This window comes from Streptomyces sp. GESEQ-35, from assembly GCF_017948485.1.
Classification (GTDB): Bacteria; Actinomycetota; Actinomycetes; order Streptomycetales; family Streptomycetaceae; genus Streptomyces.
Genome location: NZ_JAFFSX010000006.1, coordinates 249,017 through 266,060, shown reverse-complemented (window position 1 = coordinate 266,060; position 17,044 = coordinate 249,017). Strand labels below are relative to the sequence as shown.

Below are 17,044 nucleotides of genomic sequence, written 5' to 3'. Positions count from 1 at the left end.
AGATGCCCACAGAGACCCATGCCCTGCCCCTGGCCGAGTTCGCGCGTCTGGTGCGCGACGAGACCGGCCTCCCGCTCGGTACGACGCCCGCCGAGGAAGCGGCCCTGCTCGACGCCGACTTCGACGAGCTGCCCGAGTGGGACTCCATGTACCTGCTGAAGCTGGTGACCGCCCTGGAGCACGCCCTCGGCCGCTCCGTCCCGGTCGGCCGCCTCCTCGAAGCGCGCAGCCTGCGCCGTATCCACGAGCTGGTGATCACACCATGAGCGCCTCTTCGAGCACCGTCCATCCCGTACGCGACCGCCGTCACACCCTCTACTTCCTGGAGTACGCCTCCCGCCAGCGCCCGGTGTTCCTGGACACGGACGTCGACATGGGCGCCGTCCACGCCCACCGCGCCGCCGCCGAGCGCCGCTACTCGACGGTGACGTACGTCCTGCACGCCGCGGGCCGCATCCTGCACCGCCACCCCGACGCCAACGCCGTCCTCGCACCGCGCCGCCTGCGCGCCCCGCGCATCGTGCGCTTCCCGTCGGTCACCGGCAAGCTCGCCCTCGACGCCAAGTCGCCCGGCGGTGAGCGCGTCGTCCTGTCCGCGCTGATCCCCGACCTGGAGACGGCGAGCCTCGACGCCATCCAGGACCAGGTCGACCGCTACCGCTCGCCCGACGTGGCCACCCTCCCGGAGTTCCGGGGGGTACGGGCCCTCGTCCGGCTCCCGGTCTGGCTGGGCCGCGCCGCCTTCGCGCACGCCCTGCGCAGCGCCCGGCGCCGCCCAGCTGTCCTCGGCACCGTCTCCGTCAGCTCCCTCGGCCACCGCCCGGTGGACGGCTTCCACTCCACGGGCGGTACGGCGGTGACGCTCACCTGCGGCCGTACGACCCCCCGTCCGGTCGTCCGCGAGGACGGCACCATCGAGGCCGCGCCCGTCATGCGTCTCGGCCTCGCCTTCGACCACCGTGTCCTGGACGGCGCCGCCGCGGCGGACGTCCTCGGGGAACTGACGTATGCGCTGGAGCACGGCAGCTGGGAGGCCGCTTCCGATGTCCCGCCACGCCTTGCCCCCGTCGCCGCCCTGCGCTCCCCCTCCCGTGCCCCTCACCTCCCGGCCGGCTGAGGCGGCCCGGCTGCTCGCTCAGGGGGCGGTCGTGGCGTACGGCTCCGTGTCCGACTGGGCGGACAGGGCGCCGCCGCTGCGGGGCGCGGACGCGGCCAGGCTCCGCGGGGCGGCCCATCCCGAGGTCCGGGCGCGCTTCCTGGCGGCACGGGCCCTGCTCCACCGCATCGTCGGCACCGCGGACCTCAGCTACACGTCCGGTGGCCGTCCCTGCCTGCGCGGGTACGCCGTCAGCCTCAGCCACACCGGCGACCTGGTGCTCGTAGGACTGTGTACGCGCGCCCGCCTCACCATCGGCGTCGACGTGGAGCGCACCGACCGACAACTGGACGGCCCCCGCTTCCCCGGCCGCATGTGCACCCCGGGCGAGCTGGCCCGCCTCGCCCGCACGCCACCGGACGCCCGCAACGCGCTCCTGGTGCGCTGGTGGACGTCGAAGGAGGCGTACAGCAAGGCGCTCGGCCGCGGACTGGGCCTGGACTTCACGACGTTCGACACGCGGCCACCGCCGGGCTGGACCGTCCGCACCCACACCCTGACCGCCTCGGAGACCACCTACACGGCGGCCGTCGCCATCGGCCCCGACTCCCCGAAGGACACCCCATGAGCCTGGACCCGAACCCCGTCACCCTCCCCGGCCCCCTCGCCGAACTCAAGGAGTACGCGCGTCTGCACGCCCGCAACCAGGGCCTGTCCGCCCGCGGCACGGCCCGCGTCCTGGACCGCATCGACAACGACACCCCGGACTCCCCCGACTCCTGGACCCACGTCTGGCGTGCCCGCGCCGACGAACTCGCCGCCCGCGGCCGTCTGCTGGACGCCTGCCGCCACTACACGCTGGCCCGCTTCCCGTACCCGTACGACGAACCGCGCCGCCGCGCCCAACAAGCGGCCGTGGAGACCTTCGGCCGCTGGCGCGCCACCCAGTCCGGGATCGAGCGTCTCGAACTGCCCCACCCGGACGGCCCGTTGGCCTGCTGGGCGACCGGACTCGACCGGGACCGCCCCCTGCTGGTCGTCATGGGCGGCATCATCAGCGTCAAGGAGCAGTGGGCGCCCCTGCTGCCCCGCCTCAGCCGCATGGGGTTCGCGACGGTCGTGGCGGAACTGCCCGGCGTGGGCGAGAACCGTCAGCGTTACACACCGGATTCCTGGCGCCTGCTGCCCTACCTCCTCGACACCCTCGCCCCCCGGGCCCGCACGGACGCCACCTCGCTCCTCTTCCTCAGCTTCAGCGGCCACCTGGCCCTGCGCGCGGCCGCCGCCGACGCCCGCATCCGGCGCATCCTGACGGTGGGCGCCCCGGCCTCGGCGTTCTTCACCGACGCGGACTGGTGGCAGCGCCTGCCCCAGCTGACCAGGGACACCCTGCGCCGTCTGACGGCCACCGCCGACGAGAGCGAACTCCGCGCCGAACTGAAGGACTTCGCCCTCAACCCGACCGTCCTGCGGGACATCGACGCATCCGTACGCTACGTCGCCAGCGCCCGCGACGAGATCATCCCGCCCGCGGATCCGGCCCTGCTGCGGGCCGCACTCGCCGACGTCCGGATCAAGCAGATCGACGATGTGCACGGATCACCCGGTCATCCGGGGACGGTACGGCGCTGGCTCGCCTGGAATCTGCGGGGAAAGCCGTCCGCGGCCGCACCGGCCGGCTGACCGGCGCCGGCCCGCCGACGACCCGCGAGTGCGCGCGGGCGAGGGCGGGCCCCGGCTCCACGCCCAGCTCGTCGTGGAGCGCACGCCGTACAGTCCGAAAGGCGCGCAGCGCGTCCGCGGTCCGTCCCGCCCGCCGCAGCGCCTCCATCAGATGACAGTGCAACTGCTCGCGCAACGGATGGGCATGGGCCAGCTCCGTCAGCTCGCCGGTCAGCTCCTCGTGCCGCCCGAGCCGCAGATCGGCCTCGATGCGCAACTCAAGGGCCTCCAGCCGCAGTTCCTCGAGCCGGGCGGCAGCGGCGGCCAGCGCGGGCCCCTGCTCCACCCCCGACACAGCGGGCCCCTGCCACAGGGCAAGCCCCTCACCCAGCGTCCGTGAAACGGCCGCGAAGTCACCCCGGCGTGCGGCCCCGCGCCCGTCCCGGTGCAACTCCTCGAACCGCGCCAGATCGAACTCGCCGGGCGCCACGCGCAGCAGATACCCAGGAGCCCGCGTCACCAGCGGTGCGTCCCCGCCCTCCGCGATCGCCTTGCGCAAATGGGAGACATAGACCTGAAGGGTGGTCGCCGCGGTGCGCGGCGGCCCCTGCGGCCACAACTCGTCGAACAGCGCGGACGCGGACACCACACCCCCCGCCCGCAACAGCAGCGCGGCGAGCACGGCCCGCTGCTTGGCCGCCGAAGGCGTACGGGGTTCGAGCCGAACAGGACCGAGCACACGAAAGCGCATGCCGCCAGCTCCTCTCCACTACGGGCGACCAGCGTCCCGCGGTGACCGGGAGAGGAAGGGGAAGAGGCACGGGAGATCCACTGGAGCCACGCTGAATCGCGCCCACAGGGGCGCCCCCGAAGGGGCGCGGGGAACTGCGCGACAAGCCACAGCGGGCCCGCACCCGGCAACCCACAGCACCCCCTACGGCGAGCCCCCGCTACCCAACCGACGAGTACGCCACAACCCCCCGCAGCAGCCCGTCAACCGCCTTACGGGCGTTCTTTGCCACAGTCGAGCCCTCCGCAGGAGACGCCGCCGAGATCTGCCCCAGCACATCAATCACCTGCTTGCACCACCGCACGAAGTCCCCCGCCGGCATCTCCGCCTCCCGCAGCACCTCGTCGAGGCCCTTGCCGGACGCCCACATATAGGCGGCCCAGGCGAAGCCGAGGTCGGGCTCGCGCTGGCCGACGCCTTCGGTCTGGGTGATCCGGAAATCCTCCTCCAGGGCGTCCAGCCGCCCCCAGATCCGGACCATCTCGCCGAGCACGGCCTTCGCCTTGCCGGACGGCAGCTTGGGCGCCATGGCGTCGTCACCGACCCGCGCCTCATACACCAACGCCGAGACACAGGCGGCAAGTTCGGCAGGGGCGAGCCCTTCCCAGACACCCTCCCGCAGGCATTCACTCGAGAGCAGGTCGAGTTCGCCGTACAGCCGGGCGAGCCGCTTGCCGTGCTCGGTGACCTCGTCGCCGCGCAGATAGTCCAGCTCGGTCAGCAGCGCCACGATCCGGTCAAACGTACGAGCGATCGTGTTCGTGCGTCCCTCGATGCGCCGCTCCAGCTGCGAGGTGTCCCGCAGCAGCCGGTGGTAGCGCTCGGCCCAACGGGCGTGGTCCTCACGGTCGTTGCACCCATGGCACGGATGTGCCCGAATCTCCGTGCGCAGCCGGGCGATCTCCCGGTCGTCGGCAGCCTGCGACCGGTTCTTGCGGTGCCGCTCCGGCGGAATGTGCCCGGCCTTGGTCCGCAGCGCGGACGCAAGATCGCGACGCGACTGCGGCGAGCGCGGGTTGAAGGACTTCGGGATCCGCATCCGCTCGAACGCCTCGACCGGCACCGGGAAGTCCATCGACGCCAGCCGCTTGACCTGCCGCTCGGCGGTCAGCACCAGCGGACGCGGCCCGTCGTGGTGCTCGAACCCCCGATGACCGTTCGACCGCCCGGCCGGCAGCCCCGGATCGAGCACCAGCGCCAGACCGGCGTACTTACCGGTCGGCACATGGATGACATCGCCCGGCTTGAGCTTCTCCAGCGCGACGGCGGCCTCGGCCCGCCGGTGTGCCGCGCCCTGCTTGGCCAGCTCGGTCTCCCGGTCCTTCAGCTGACGCCGCAGCCCCGCATACTCCTCGAAGTTCCCGAGGTGGCAGGTCATGGACTCCTTGTAGCCCGACAGCCCTTCCTCGTTGCGCTGCACCTGCCGCGAGATCCCCACGACCGACTTGTCGGCCTGGAACTGCGCGAAGGATGTCTCCAGCAGCTCCCGCGAGCGATGCCGCCCGAACTGCTCGACCAGATTGACCGCCATGTTGTACGACGGCTTGAAGCTGGACCGCAGGGGATAGGTGCGCGTGCCGGCCAGCCCCGCCAGGTGCTCCGGGCTGATCCCGCGCTGCCACAGCACCACGGCATGACCCTCGACATCGATGCCGCGACGTCCGGCACGACCGGTCAGCTGCGTGTACTCGCCGGGGGTGATGTCGGCATGCTGCTCGCCGTTCCACTTGACGAGCTTCTCCAACACCACGGACCGCGCGGGCATGTTGATGCCCAGCGCCAGCGTCTCGGTGGCGAACACGGCCTTGACCAGCCCACGGACGAACAGTTCCTCGACGACCTCCTTGAACGTCGGCAGCATGCCCGCGTGATGGGCGGCGATGCCACGCTCAAGGCCTTCCAGCCATTCGTAGTACCCGAGGACGTGCAGGTCTTCGGAGGGAATGGAGGCGGTGCGCTCCTCGACCAGGGCGCGGACCTGTTCCCGGGCCTCGTCGTCGTTGAGCCGCAGCCCGGCGTACAGGCACTGCTGGACGGCGGACTCGCAGGCGGCGCGGCTGAAGATGAAGGTGATGGCGGGCAGCAGCCCCTCCGCGTCGAGCCGCTCGATGACCTCGGGCCGGCCGGGCGTCCACACGCGCGACCGGGATCTGCGCTCCCGCTCCCGATCGGCCTCGCGCATGGATCGCCCACGTCTGCGGTCCTGGTACGACGGCCGGGTCGCCTCCATCCGCGCGAGGCGGGTGAGGTCGGGGTTGACGGCCTTCTTGTGGCCCTCGCCCTCCTCGAACAGGTCGTACATCCGGCGTCCGGCGAGCACGTGCTGGAACAGCGGCACGGGGCGGTGCTCGGAGACGATCACCTCGGTGTCGCCGCGGACGGTGTCGAGCCAGTCGCCGAACTCCTCGGCGTTCGACACGGTGGCCGAGAGCGACACCAGGGTCACCGACTCGGGAAGGTGAATGATCACCTCTTCCCAGACGGCGCCCCGGAAGCGGTCGGAGAGGTAGTGCACCTCGTCCATGACCACATACCCGAGGCCGAGCAGCGTCTGCGAGCCGGCGTACAGCATGTTCCGCAGCACCTCGGTGGTCATCACGACCACCGGGGCGTCGGAGTTGACGCTGTTGTCCCCGGTGAGGAGACCGACCATGCCCGTGCCGTAGCGGCGGCACAGGTCGGCGTACTTCTGGTTCGACAGCGCCTTGATGGGGGTCGTGTAGAAGCACTTCTTGCCCTGCATCAGGGCGAGGTGGACGGCGAACTCGCCCACGATCGTCTTGCCGGAACCGGTGGGTGCGGCCACCAGCACGCCCTTCCCCGCTTCGAGCGCCTGGCAGGCCTCGATCTGGAAGGGGTCGAGGCCGAAGTCGTACATCTCGCGGAAGGAGGCGAGCGCGGTGGCCTGCTCGACAGCTCGCTTGCGTGCTGCCGCATACCGCTCGGCCGGTGAGAGGTCCTCTGTCATCGTGCTTTCGAGCGTACCGGGCCCCACTGACAACAGGACGATCAATATCCGGATCTGCGGCGTCCCCGTCCTCGGGGCCTGCCGCAAGCGTGTGGCGCCCCCACCTCTCGTTGTGGTGGGGGCGCCATGTGTGGTCGTGGAACCGGCTAGGTCACGTCGTCGAAACCGTTGACCCGGTCCGTGCCCGCCTGCTCGGGCAGTGCCCTGCTGGCGGAGACCGTCTCGACCTCGCCGACGTCCTCGGGGGTCAGGTCCAGGTCGGAGGCCTCGTCGTCGTCGGGGCCCATGGCCTCGCGGCGGCCCCGGCGCCGGTCGTTGATCAGCGAGAAGGCGGTCGCGGCGAAGTACAGGACCCAGATCGGTCCGGCGAGCGCGAGCATGGTCAGCGGGTCGGTGCTGGGCGTCGCGAGCGCCGCGAAGACCGTGATGCCCATGATCATCGCTCGCCACCAGCCGAGCATCCGCTTACCGGTGATCGCCCCGATGAGGTTCAGGAAGATCAGCAGCAGCGGCAGCTCGAAGGAGAGCCCGAAGACGATCACCATGCGGGTGACCAGATCGAGCAGGTCGTCCAGCGGCAGCAGGTTGGAGGTGCTGTCCGGCGTGAACTCGAGCAGCACCTTCGCCGTGGTGGGCAGCACCGCGTAGGCGAAGTAGGCGCCGACGAGGAAGAGCGGGGCGCCCATGCCGACGAACGCGTAGGCGTACTTCTTCTCGTGCCGGTGCAGACCGGGCGCGATGAAGGACCACAGCTGGTACAGCCAGACCGGCGAGGCCACGACGACACCGGCCATCAACGACACCTTCAGCGCGAGCGTGAAGGGAGTGAGCAGACCGTTGATGGTGATCTGCGCACATGGCTCGGTGGACTTGGGCGCATTCGCCAGTTGCTCGAACGTCTGGTCACAGCCGACCGAGTCCAGGATCGGCTTGGTGAGGACGTTGATGATGTCGTTGTAGAAGAAGGCGGCGACGACCGTGATGGCGACGATGGCCAGCAACGCCTTCGCGAGCCGGTTGCGGAGCTCACGAAGGTGCTCCGCGAGGGGCATCCGCCCCTCGGGATCCTTCTCCTGCTTGCGGGCAGACTTCAGCAACCCACATTCCCATCTCGTGCAGCGGGCCGGTGATCACCGGCCCTGCGTCAGCGCTTGGCGTTGTCCGTCGGCTCCGTGACCGGGCGGGAGCTGGTCACATCGCCGGGGGCGGCCTGGATGGTGCGCTGAGCCGGGGGCTGCTCGTCGGTCTGCGGCGGGGCCGCGGGAGCGGAGGCGTTGTCCTGGCCCTCCGTCTTCATCGCCTTGGCCTCGCTCTTGAGGATGCGCGCGGACTTGCCGAGCGAGCGCGCCATGTCCGGAAGCTTCTTCGCGCCGAACAGCAGGATGATGACGACGAGGATGAGAATGATCTCGGGGGCTCCGAGCCTTCCGAACATAAGTCTTTACCTTCTCACCGAGGCGGCTGGGGTGGGATGCTGTCCGACCGGTCGAACGTTCATCCGATCGATCGTGCTTGGCAGCGATCGTAACGCTCAGGGGTAAACGCGAGGCAATCCCTGTGCGTACTCCCGGTCAGCGACCCGAGCCTCGTTTTCCGGGCCGCGACCAGCAGCGTACCTGCCGGGACCACCAAGGTGACAGGGCGAAGCGGCCCAAAGCGCATCAGACGCAGGACTCACAGGACATGCTCAGCCGGACTCACAGCGAGTCCACAGCCCGGGCCGTGCTCAGGGACGCGCGCTCCAGGTCCTCCGCGGCCCGGTTGATGCGGGCCGCCGAGTCCGAGACCTGCCTGCCCAGGCGCTGTGCCTCCAGGAAGACCCGTACCGCAAGCACACCGAGGACGGCGAGACCCAGAAAACCCACAGCTACCGCGAACATCGGCCAGAACATGACGCCGAGCCTAGAGGGTGGAGTGCAGCCGCAGTGTTCTGACCCCGCCGCCCGTCAGCAGCTCGACGACGCGCTCCCCCGCCGGCTTACGGACGGAGGCACCGCAGTCGGGGCAGGTGAAGGAGTAGAAGGTGGTGCGGCTGGTGGCGCCGATGGCCAGACGCAGGGCGCTCGCGGCGAGCTCGAAACGGCCCCGGCAGTCCGGGCAGCCCGCCCTGAACACCACCGGACTCACGCTTCTCATGCCGGCGAACGCCGACGCCACCGACACTTCCCGAACCCCGGACGCCGACTCGCTCAAAGCCCCTGCTCCTCTTCTCCTGGTCGTTCGCCTCCGGCGCGCCCCTGCGGCTCACTCCGGCCCGTCGTCCCCTCCGCCCGGCACCCCGCGCTCCGCAGGGGCCGGCCCCTGCGCCTCGATACCGTCGTACGCCGCCAGCGCCTCACGGGCCGCGTGCCGGGCGCTGTCGGCCAGCTCGGGCGGTGACACGATCCGGCCGTCGCGCCCGAGCCGGAGCGCCAGCCGGCGCAGCGACGTCGGGTCGGGGGTGCGCAGAGAGATACGCAGCCCGCCGTCGGGCAGCTCATCGGCGCTGTCGTGCGGGTAGTACTCGGCGACCCAGCGGCCGCCCGGGCCGACCTCGACGACGACCTCCGGGTCCTCGGCGGCGGGCTGCACCAGCCCCTCCGAGAGGTCCCGCAGCTCGACCTCGGGGGGCGCGGACGGCTCGTCCATGATCCGGATCTCGGCGACCCGGTCCAGGCGGAAGGTGCGGCGCGCCTCGGAACGGCGGCACCAGGCCTCCACATAGGTGTGGCCGACGCTGACGAGACGGATGGGGTCGATCTCGCGCTCGCTGAGCTCGTCCCGGGCCGGCGAGTAGTAACGGATCCACAGGCGGCGGCGCTCCGAGATCGCGCGGTCGACGTCCGCGAAGACCCCGCCCTCGGACTCGAAGGTCACCGACAGCCGGGAACTGGCGCCGGCCGTCTCGCCGGCCGCGGTCTCCACCTTCGCGGTGGCCCGCAGCAGCGCCTGCCGGTCGCTCTCCCGCAGGCCGGGCAGCGTGGAGACGGCGCGGGCGGCCACCAGCAGAGCGGTCGCCTCGTCGGCGGCGAGCCGCAGCGGCTCGGCGACGTCATCGGGGTTGTGCCACCAGATCCGCTCGCCGTCGGTGTCGATGTCGAGCAGGTCGCCGCCGCGGAAGCTGGTGCCGCACATGGGCAGCACATCGAGGTCGGAGACCAGCTCGTCCTCGGTGATCCCGAAGGCACGGGCCACGTCCTCGACCCGGGCGCCGGGCCGCTCGCGCAGATAGGTCACCAGGGAGAGCATCCGCCGGGTCTGGTCGATGGCGCTGACGGGCCTGACCGGTTTGCCAGCCACTGTTTCTTCCGCTCCCCCTCAGCCCTTGGCCACGGCACGCAGCCGGTCCACCACGTCGGCGCGCAGCTCGGCCGGCTCCAGAACCACCACGTCCGGCCCGAACTCCACCAGCCAGGCATCCACACCGTGCCCGTACGGAATCTCCAACTCGTCCCAGCCGTCGCCCAGTTCCCGCACCGACGTGGCCTTCGCCCGCAAGGGGTACCCCGCGTCCGTACGCAGCCGGATCAGCGCGCTGCGGTCGGCGGTCTCCCCCGCCCAGCCCGCCACGGTCTCCCGGACGGTGACGACATCGGGCACCTCGACCGTGAACCGGCCACTGCGCGTGCGCACCCTGCCCGTGATCCGGGACAGCCGGAAGACCCGCTCGGCACCGCGGTCGCGGTCCCATCCCGCCAGATACCAGTGGCCGCGCCAGCACTCCAGCGCCCACGGCTCCACATGCCGGGGTTCGGGGTGGGCGGCGGTGGCCTTGCGATAGTCGAAAGCGACCGGCCGGCGGTCACGGCAGGCCAGCATCAACGGCTCGAACGCCGCCTCGTGCACCGGAATCCGCGGCTCCAGCGCACCGTGCGCCTCGTACGGGTCGACGTCCTCGGGCAGCCCGGCCGCGCGCAGCTTCTGAAGCGCACCGCTGGCCGCGCCCGCGAGCCGTGCCTGCTGCCACACCTTGGCGGCCAGCCCCAGGGCGGCGGCCTCCTCGGCGTCGAGGGTGATGGGCGGCAGCCGGTTGCTGTCACGGCGGGCCAGGTACCCGACCTCGCCGTCGAGATTCTCCACGGTCTCGATGACCAGGCCGAGTTCGCGCAGATCGTCCTTGTCCCGCTCGAACATCCGGTTGAAGGAGTCGTCCGACGAGGCTTCGAGATAGGCCTCGATGGACTCACGAAGCTCGCGCTTGCTGAGCGGCCGCCGCGTCCCCAGCAGACACAGCGCCAGGTTCATCAGCCGCTCGGCCTTGGCAATGGCCATCGACGCCGTTCGCCTCCCTATGGTGCTTGTGAACGATGACCGTACCGCCCAGCAGTGGCGCGGCAAAAGCCGAGGGCCCATGCCCGGACAGGCATGGACCCCAGGTGATCGGGTGTGGTCGTACGTCGATCAGACCCCGAGGAGGTCGACCACGAAGATCAGGGTCTCACCGGGCTTGATCGCCGGGCTCGGGCTCTGGTTGCCGTAGGCGAGGTGGGCCGGGATGGTCAGCTGGCGCCGGCCGCCGACCTTCATGCCCTGCACACCCTGGTCCCAGCCCTTGATGACCCGGCCGCCGCCCAGCGGGAAGCGGAAGGGAGCGCCACGGTTCCAGCTGGCGTCGAACTCCTCGCCGGTGCTGAAAGAGACACCCACGTAGTGGACGGTGACGGTCTGGCCCGCCTGCGCCACAGCGCCGTCGCCCTCCCAGATGTCCTTGATCTCCAGGTCCGCCGGGGGCTCGCCGCCCGGGAAGTCGATCTCGGGCTTGTCGATGCTCACGTCTCTAGCTCCTGCTTGTCTGCGGAAAGGCGAACAGTCACAGTCTTACATCTCGGCGAGGTCACATCTTCGCCAGGATGTCGACCGAGAAGACCAGAGTGGCGCCCTTCTCGATGCCGCTGCCGGCCGGCGGGCTGTCGCCGTACCCCAGGTCCGGCGGAATGACGATCAGCACACGGCTGCCGACCTTCTTGCCCGTCAGGCCCTGCGCCCAGCCCTTGACGACCTGCTGAAGCGAGAACGACGTGAGCGTCTTGCGGCTGTACGTCGAGTCGAACTCCTTGCCGCCGTCCCACACCACGCCCTTGTACTGCACGAGCACGCTGTCGTCGGCCCCGACCTCGGCGCCGTCGCCCTCGATGACGTAGTTCGCCACCAGCTTCGTCGGCGCGTCGGACTTGGGCACATCGATGGAGGGCGCCTTGCCGTCGGTGTTGCCACCCACCTTGGGCAGGTCGATGTTGTCCTGCGCGACCGTGCTGCCCTTGGCGGAGCTCTTCCCGTTGAACGTGGCCTGCACATCGACGACGAACACCAGCGTGTCGGTGCCCTTGATGCCCGCCTGCGAGTTGCCCTGCTTGCCGTACCCCCACGTCGGCGGAACGGCCATCTGGACCCGGCTGCCCGCCTTCTTGCCCGTCAGGGCGTACCGCCAGCCGTCGATGATGCTGTTCGGGGCGAGCTGGATGATCAACGGGGTCTTGCGGTCGTAGGAGTTGTCGAAGACCTTCGCCGTGTCCCAGATCTGGCCGAGGTAGTTGGCCTGGACATAGTCGTTCTCAGCGACGGTCTGGCCGCTGCCCGCGATGACCGTCTTCACCGCGAGGTCCTTCGACGGATCGCCGCTGCCCTTGGCGACCGTCGGCTTCTCGTCGAACTTCGTGCCCGCGGTGATCGCCGGCAGCGGCCCGTCCACGAGCTTCGGCGGCGGCGCCGAGGACGCCGATGCCGAGGCCGACGGCGACGCGCTGTCGGAGCCCTGGGCCGAGTCGGCCCCGTCGTCGTCGCCGCATCCGGCGAGCGTGACCAGTCCAGCGGGAACAGCGATGAGAAGTGAGCGTCGACGCACGGTGGGGGCCTCGTAATCGGTTGATCTTGTTTGGGGCGTGCGCGCAACTCTACGGCGTGAGAAGGGCGCCGTACGGGAAACGCACGGCGCCCGTGTTGCGTTCCGGCGATCGAGCTGAAACGCACTGCTCACATTCCGGCGATGAGCTTCTCCACCCGGTCGTCCACGGAACGGAACGGGTCCTTGCACAACACAGTGCGCTGTGCCTGGTCGTTGAGCTTCAGATGCACCCAGTCGACCGTGAAGTCACGGCGCTGCTCCTGCGCCCTGCGGATGAAGTCACCGCGCAGCCGGGCCCGAGTTGTCTGCGGCGGAACCGACTTGCCCTCGAAGATCTTCAAGTCGTTGCAGATCCGGGCGGCTTGACCCCTTTTCTCCAGCAGGTAGTAAAGACCCCGCCTGCGATGGATGTCGTGGTAGGCGAGGTCTATCTGCGCCACGCGCGGATGCGACATGGTCATGTTGTGCTTGGCCCGGTACCGCTCGATGAGCTTGTACTTCATGACCCAGTCGATCTCGGTGCCGATCCGGTCGAGGTCCTCCGCCTCGATCGAGTCCAGCGTGCGGCCCCACAGCTCCAGGACCTGCTCCACGGTGCCGGTGCGGATCCCGCGGCGCTCGCAGAAGTCAACGGCCTTCTCGAAGTACTCCCGCTGCACTTCCAGCGCCGACGCCTCACGTCCGCTGGCCAGACGCACCTTGCGCCGGCCCGTGATGTCATGGCTGACCTCGCGGATCGCCCGGATCGGGTTCTCCAGGGTCAGATCCCGCATCACCGTGCCCGCCTCGATCATGCGCAGCACCAGGTCGGTGGCACCGACCTTGAGCAACATGGTCGTCTCGGACATGTTCGAGTCGCCCACGATGACATGCAGGCGGCGGTAGCGCTCGGCATCCGCGTGCGGTTCGTCGCGCGTGTTGATGATCGGCCGGGAACGCGTCGTCGCGGAAGACACGCCCTCCCAGATGTGCTCGGCCCGCTGGCTGACGCAGTACACGGCGCCACGCGGAGTCTGAAGAACCTTGCCCGCACCGCACAGCAGCTGGCGGGTGACAAGGAAGGGGATGAGGATGTCCGCGAGCCGGGAGAACTCCCCGTGCCGCGCCACCAGATAGTTCTCGTGGCAGCCGTAGGAGTTGCCCGCCGAGTCGGTGTTGTTCTTGAAGAGGTAGACGTCGCCCGCGATTCCTTCCTCGTGCAGGCGTCGTTCGGCGTCCACCAGGAGTCCTTCGAGAATGCGCTCGCCGGCCTTGTCGTGGGTGACCAGCTCGGTCACGTTGTCACATTCGGGTGTCGCGTATTCCGGATGTGAGCCCACGTCGAGATAGAGCCGGGCGCCGTTTCGCAGAAAGACATTGCTGCTGCGGCCCCATGACACGACACGGCGGAAGAGGTACCGCGCCACCTCGTCGGGAGACAGGCGTCGCTGTCCCCTGAACGTACACGTGACGCCGTACTCGTTCTCCAGCCCGAAAATGCGGCGGTCCATGAGTGAACATTACGCCCGATCCCCTGAGCTGAAACGGGGTTCGACCGCACGGTTGCGATCATTTTCCGATGCGGCCGCCACCACGGCCCGCCCACCGGGCACCGCCAGCACCCGCACGGTGACCAGCAGAACCAGCAACGACACCCCGCCCGCGGCCCCCGGCACGGCGAACCCCCACAGCGCCCCGCCCGCCTCCACGACCGGCCCCGCAAGGCCCGTTCCGACCGACGCACCGACGGTGAACGTCGTCACAAGCCAGGAGAACGCCTCGGTGACCGTCCCCCGCGGCGCATGCCGGTCGACAAGCACGAACGCACAGGCGATGACCGGCGCGAGGAAGACACCGGCGAGAACAGTGAGCAACGTCATCGCGACCGGGCCCGGCATCAGCAGCAGCGGCAGATAACACACCGCCAGAAGGGCTACCAGCACCTGAAGTCGCCGGGCCGGCTCACCGGTCCACTGCCGCGCCCCGTACACCGAGCCGCCGATCAGCGCACCCAGCCCGATCGCCGCCATCAGCCAGCCGTACACCGCGTCGCCGCCATGATCGTCCGCGTACGACACGGCCGCCACCGTTATGGAGCCGAGCGCGACACCGACGAACAGGAACGCGCCCAGCAGGGCGAGGAGTCCGGGCGAACGCAGCGCGCCCAGCCAGTGGGCCTCACGCGGCGCGGATCGCCACGCGCGCGAGGGCCGCGAGACGACCACGGAGAGCGCGCCGAGCACACCGACCACGTTCAGCACCAGCAACGCCGCCCGCTCCGACCACAGAGCCGTGCACAGCGTCACCAGCAAAGGCCCGACGGTGAACATGACTTCCTGTGCCACCGCGTCCATGGCGTACGCCGTGTGCACCTGCTCCTCCCGGCGGAGCACGCTCGGCCACAGCGCCCGCAGCCCGCCCTCCAGGGGCGGAGTGAACAGTCCGGCGGCCACGACGGCCGTATAGGCGATCGGCAGCGTCCCGACGCCCACGAACGCGAACAGCCCCATCGCGAACGCCGACAGGACCGCGGCGGGCAGCTGCACACGCGGCTGCCCGTGCACGTCCACCAGCCGCCCCAGCACCGGCTGCCCGACCGCGTTGGCGACGCCGTACACCGCCGCCAGCGCCCCGGCGAGGCTGTAGGAACCGCCCTCGGCGCGCACGAACAGCAGGATCGCGATCGGCGCGGTCGCGCACGGCAGCCGGCCCACGAGGGTGCCGACGAGCAGCCGGGCGACATGCCTCGCCCTGAGGATCTCCCAGTATCCCGCGGCCATGTCCCCGCCCTCTCCGTCACCGAGACGCATGACGTTTTACGTATAACTTCCACGTCCATACGTACCATGTGCGCTGTTCACGCGTCCAGACGAAAGAGCAGGCACACGGTGGCACAAGGCAGCACCCGCCCCACAAGCCGTGACGTCGCCCAGGCCGCCGGAGTCTCCCAGGCGGCCGTCTCCCTCGTACTCGGCGACAAATGGCGCGGACGGGTCTCCGAAACCACCGCCGAACGCGTCCGCGAAGCCGCCCGCGAACTCGGCTACCGCCCCAACCTCGCCGCCCGCAACCTCCGCCTCGGCCGCACCCGCACCGTGCTCCTCGTCGTACCCGCCCTCACGACAGAATTCTTCGCCGGCGTCTACACAGGAGCAGCCCGCGTCGCCGCCGAACACGGCTTCGGCGTCGTCCTCTACCCCTCCCCCGAAGGCATCGGCCCCGCCCGCGACCCCTTCGCCTCCGCCCAAGCCGCCCTCGACGGCGTCATCGCCTCCTCCATGGCCGCCGACGCCCTCACCACCATCCGCGGCGACCAACTCCCTCTCGTCATGCTCGACAGCGACCCCGCAGGCAGCCTCGGCGCCGCCACCGTCAACCTCGACATCACCGACGGCGTCCGCCAAGTCGCCGAACACCTCCTCGGCCTCGGCCACCGCCACTTCCTCCACCTCGCGGCCGACATCCCCTCCTGGACCTTCGAAATACGCGCACACGAACTGGCGGCCAGGATCGCCCAGGTCACCGGCACCTCCGTGCGCACAGCCCGCGCACCCATCTCCATCGAGGGCGCCCGCACCGCCGCCGAAGCAGCGCTCTCCACCCCCCGCGGCCCCCGGCCCACCGCCCTCGTCTGCGACGACGACAAACTCGCCGCCGGCGCCTACAAGGCCGTACGACGACTCGGCCTGAACATCCCCGACGACATCTCCATCACCGGCCTGGACGACCTCGCCCTCGCCACCGCCATCGACCCCGAACTGACGACCGTCCGACTCGACGCGGAACTCTTCGGCGAACGCGGCATGCAAGCCCTACTGGCCGTCCTGGACGGCCGCACACCGGACGCAGGCGACATCCCCGTCCAACTCGTCGTACGAGGCTCCACAGCCCCGCCCAGCGCCCCCTGACACGCCTGTGCCCCGCCCGCACAAGGCGGCCGGGGCACACAAAGCGTCAAGGCGACCGCCGGACTACTCCTCGTCGTCGGAACCCTCGGCCTCCGCCGCGGTCTCCGCACCGTCCGCCTCCAACAGCCGGCCCAGCTGCCGACCCGTGATCCGCTTGAACTTCCGCGCCTGCGGACGCGTACGATCCAGCACCGCGACCTCCAGCCGCTCCGCCGGAATCTCCCGCTGCGTACCGTTCGTATCCCGCGACAAGGCCTGCACCGCCAGCTTCAGCGCCTCCGCCAGAGTCATACCGTCCTGGTGACGCTGATCGAGATAATTGCTGATCAGCTCCGCATTACCGCCCACCGCGACCGAGCCGTGCTCATCGACGATCGAACCGTCATGCGGCAACCGATAAATCTGGTCACCCTCCGGCGTCTCACCCACCTCGGCAACGACCAACTCCACCTCATACGGCTTCTCAGCCGCACTGGAGAAGATCGTGCCCAGCGTCTGGGCATAGACATTGGCCAGACCACGAGCGGTCACATCATCACGGTCATAGGTGTAACCACGAAGATCGGCGTACCGGACACCGCCGATCCGGAGATTCTCGTACTCGTTGTACTTACCGGCCGCCGCGAAACCGATCCGGTCATAGATCTCGCTGAACTTGTGCAGCGCGCGGGACGGATTCTCACCGATGAACACGATGCCATCGGCATACTGCAACACGACCAGGCTGCGGCCACGCGCGATGCCCTTCCGGGCGAACTCCGCACGGTCGGTCATCGCCTGCTGAGGTGAGACATAGAACGGCGTCGACACCGGCTATCCG

Annotated in this window: 18 protein-coding genes; 5 read left to right on the top strand and 13 right to left on the bottom strand. The window is 70.0% G+C overall.

Features of this window, described 5'->3' with window-relative positions; all coding sequences use genetic code 11:
• The first annotated feature begins 2 nt into the window (after positions 1-2).
• The 4 genes from KCH87_RS14865 to KCH87_RS14850 are packed head-to-tail and all read left to right on the top strand — an operon-like array spanning position 3 to position 2,779.
• Positions 3-266, top strand: coding sequence for an acyl carrier protein (locus KCH87_RS14865; protein WP_210586539.1), 264 nt, complete (start codon positions 3-5; stop codon positions 264-266).
• Positions 263-1,117: a 2-oxo acid dehydrogenase subunit E2 gene (locus KCH87_RS14860; protein ID WP_210586538.1), complete on the top strand. Its 855-nt coding sequence runs from the start codon at positions 263-265 to the stop codon at positions 1,115-1,117. Before KCH87_RS14865 ends, KCH87_RS14860 begins: the two co-directional genes overlap by 4 nt.
• Positions 1,092-1,724: a 4'-phosphopantetheinyl transferase superfamily protein gene (locus KCH87_RS50075; protein WP_210586537.1), complete on the top strand. Its 633-nt coding sequence runs from the start codon at positions 1,092-1,094 to the stop codon at positions 1,722-1,724. Before KCH87_RS14860 ends, KCH87_RS50075 begins: the two co-directional genes overlap by 26 nt.
• Positions 1,721-2,779, top strand: a complete 1,059-nt coding sequence (locus KCH87_RS14850; protein ID WP_210586536.1) for an alpha/beta hydrolase — start codon at positions 1,721-1,723, stop codon at positions 2,777-2,779. The genes KCH87_RS50075 and KCH87_RS14850 overlap by 4 nt, the downstream gene beginning before the upstream one ends.
• Here the strand turns inward: KCH87_RS14850 and KCH87_RS14845 are convergent.
• The 12 genes from KCH87_RS14845 to KCH87_RS14790 all read right to left on the bottom strand — a co-directional run bounded on the left by KCH87_RS14845 (position 2,670) and on the right by KCH87_RS14790 (position 15,096).
• Entirely contained in the window at positions 2,670-3,509 is an 840-nt protein-coding gene (locus KCH87_RS14845) for an AfsR/SARP family transcriptional regulator (protein WP_210586535.1), read from the bottom strand. The genes KCH87_RS14850 and KCH87_RS14845 overlap by 110 nt on opposite strands.
• Positions 3,510-3,708: 199 nt before the next feature.
• A complete protein-coding gene (locus tag KCH87_RS14840) occupies positions 3,709-6,561 on the bottom strand; it encodes an RNA helicase (RefSeq protein WP_210586662.1) in 2,853 nt (950 codons plus the stop codon).
• Positions 6,562-6,662: 101 nt separating this feature from the next.
• On the bottom strand, positions 6,663-7,613 hold the full coding sequence (tatC, locus tag KCH87_RS14835) for a twin-arginine translocase subunit TatC (protein WP_210586534.1): 951 nt from the start codon (positions 7,611-7,613) through the stop codon (positions 6,663-6,665).
• Positions 7,614-7,660: 47 nt separating this feature from the next.
• Positions 7,661-7,951 carry a Sec-independent protein translocase subunit TatA gene (tatA, locus tag KCH87_RS14830; protein ID WP_210586533.1) on the bottom strand — a complete coding sequence of 97 codons (291 nt, stop codon included), beginning with the start codon at positions 7,949-7,951 and terminating at the stop codon, positions 7,661-7,663.
• 262 nt (positions 7,952-8,213) lie between these two features.
• Positions 8,214-8,408: a hypothetical protein gene (locus KCH87_RS14825; protein ID WP_210586532.1), complete on the bottom strand. Its 195-nt coding sequence runs from the start codon at positions 8,406-8,408 to the stop codon at positions 8,214-8,216.
• A gap of 10 nt (positions 8,409-8,418) precedes the next feature.
• Positions 8,419-8,709 (bottom strand): hypothetical protein, encoded by a 291-nt coding sequence (locus KCH87_RS14820; protein WP_210586531.1) that lies wholly within the window; start codon positions 8,707-8,709, stop codon positions 8,419-8,421.
• A 51-nt stretch (positions 8,710-8,760) separates the two neighbouring features.
• Complete coding sequence (locus KCH87_RS14815; RefSeq protein ID WP_210586530.1) at positions 8,761-9,795, bottom strand: YafY family protein; 1,035 nt, start codon at positions 9,793-9,795, stop codon at positions 8,761-8,763.
• 18 nt (positions 9,796-9,813) lie between these two features.
• Positions 9,814-10,767, bottom strand: coding sequence for a YafY family protein (locus KCH87_RS14810; RefSeq protein ID WP_210586529.1), 954 nt, complete (start codon positions 10,765-10,767; stop codon positions 9,814-9,816).
• Positions 10,768-10,896: 129 nt separating this feature from the next.
• Positions 10,897-11,268: an FKBP-type peptidyl-prolyl cis-trans isomerase gene (locus tag KCH87_RS14805; protein ID WP_210586528.1), complete on the bottom strand. Its 372-nt coding sequence runs from the start codon at positions 11,266-11,268 to the stop codon at positions 10,897-10,899.
• A 61-nt stretch (positions 11,269-11,329) separates the two neighbouring features.
• Entirely contained in the window at positions 11,330-12,337 is a 1,008-nt protein-coding gene (locus tag KCH87_RS14800) for an FKBP-type peptidyl-prolyl cis-trans isomerase (RefSeq protein ID WP_210586527.1), read from the bottom strand.
• A gap of 128 nt (positions 12,338-12,465) precedes the next feature.
• On the bottom strand, positions 12,466-13,827 hold the full coding sequence (gene pafA, locus KCH87_RS14795; RefSeq protein ID WP_210586526.1) for a Pup--protein ligase: 1,362 nt from the start codon (positions 13,825-13,827) through the stop codon (positions 12,466-12,468).
• Between the two features lie 9 nt (positions 13,828-13,836).
• Positions 13,837-15,096, bottom strand: a complete 1,260-nt coding sequence (locus KCH87_RS14790; protein WP_210586661.1) for an MFS transporter — start codon at positions 15,094-15,096, stop codon at positions 13,837-13,839.
• A gap of 108 nt (positions 15,097-15,204) precedes the next feature.
• Between KCH87_RS14790 and KCH87_RS14785 the strand changes: the two genes are divergently transcribed.
• Positions 15,205-16,224 carry a LacI family DNA-binding transcriptional regulator gene (locus tag KCH87_RS14785; RefSeq protein WP_210586525.1) on the top strand — a complete coding sequence of 340 codons (1,020 nt, stop codon included), beginning with the start codon at positions 15,205-15,207 and terminating at the stop codon, positions 16,222-16,224.
• Positions 16,225-16,287: 63 nt separating this feature from the next.
• On the opposite strand, the gene prcA is transcribed toward KCH87_RS14785, so the two are convergent.
• On the bottom strand, positions 16,288-17,034 hold the full coding sequence (gene prcA, locus KCH87_RS14780; RefSeq protein ID WP_210586524.1) for a proteasome subunit alpha: 747 nt from the start codon (positions 17,032-17,034) through the stop codon (positions 16,288-16,290).
• Positions 17,035-17,044 lie beyond the last annotated feature (10 nt).

What these genes read in the sequence shown, in the direction of transcription:
- tatA (WP_210586533.1), bottom strand. Translation starts at nt 7,951, where the DNA reads ATGTTCGGAAGGCTCGGAGCCCCCGAGATCATTCTCATCCTCGTCGTC.
- KCH87_RS14860 (WP_210586538.1), top strand. Translation starts at nt 263, where the DNA reads ATGAGCGCCTCTTCGAGCACCGTCCATCCCGTACGCGACCGCCGTCAC.
- KCH87_RS14865 (WP_210586539.1), top strand. Translation starts at nt 3, where the DNA reads ATGCCCACAGAGACCCATGCCCTGCCCCTGGCCGAGTTCGCGCGTCTG.
- KCH87_RS14790 (WP_210586661.1), bottom strand. Translation starts at nt 15,096, where the DNA reads ATGGCCGCGGGATACTGGGAGATCCTCAGGGCGAGGCATGTCGCCCGG.
- KCH87_RS14845 (WP_210586535.1), bottom strand. Translation starts at nt 3,509, where the DNA reads ATGCGCTTTCGTGTGCTCGGTCCTGTTCGGCTCGAACCCCGTACGCCT.
- KCH87_RS14850 (WP_210586536.1), top strand. Translation starts at nt 1,721, where the DNA reads ATGAGCCTGGACCCGAACCCCGTCACCCTCCCCGGCCCCCTCGCCGAA.
- KCH87_RS14810 (WP_210586529.1), bottom strand. Translation starts at nt 10,767, where the DNA reads ATGGCCATTGCCAAGGCCGAGCGGCTGATGAACCTGGCGCTGTGTCTG.
- pafA (WP_210586526.1), bottom strand. Translation starts at nt 13,827, where the DNA reads ATGGACCGCCGCATTTTCGGGCTGGAGAACGAGTACGGCGTCACGTGT.
- KCH87_RS14825 (WP_210586532.1), bottom strand. Translation starts at nt 8,408, where the DNA reads ATGTTCTGGCCGATGTTCGCGGTAGCTGTGGGTTTTCTGGGTCTCGCC.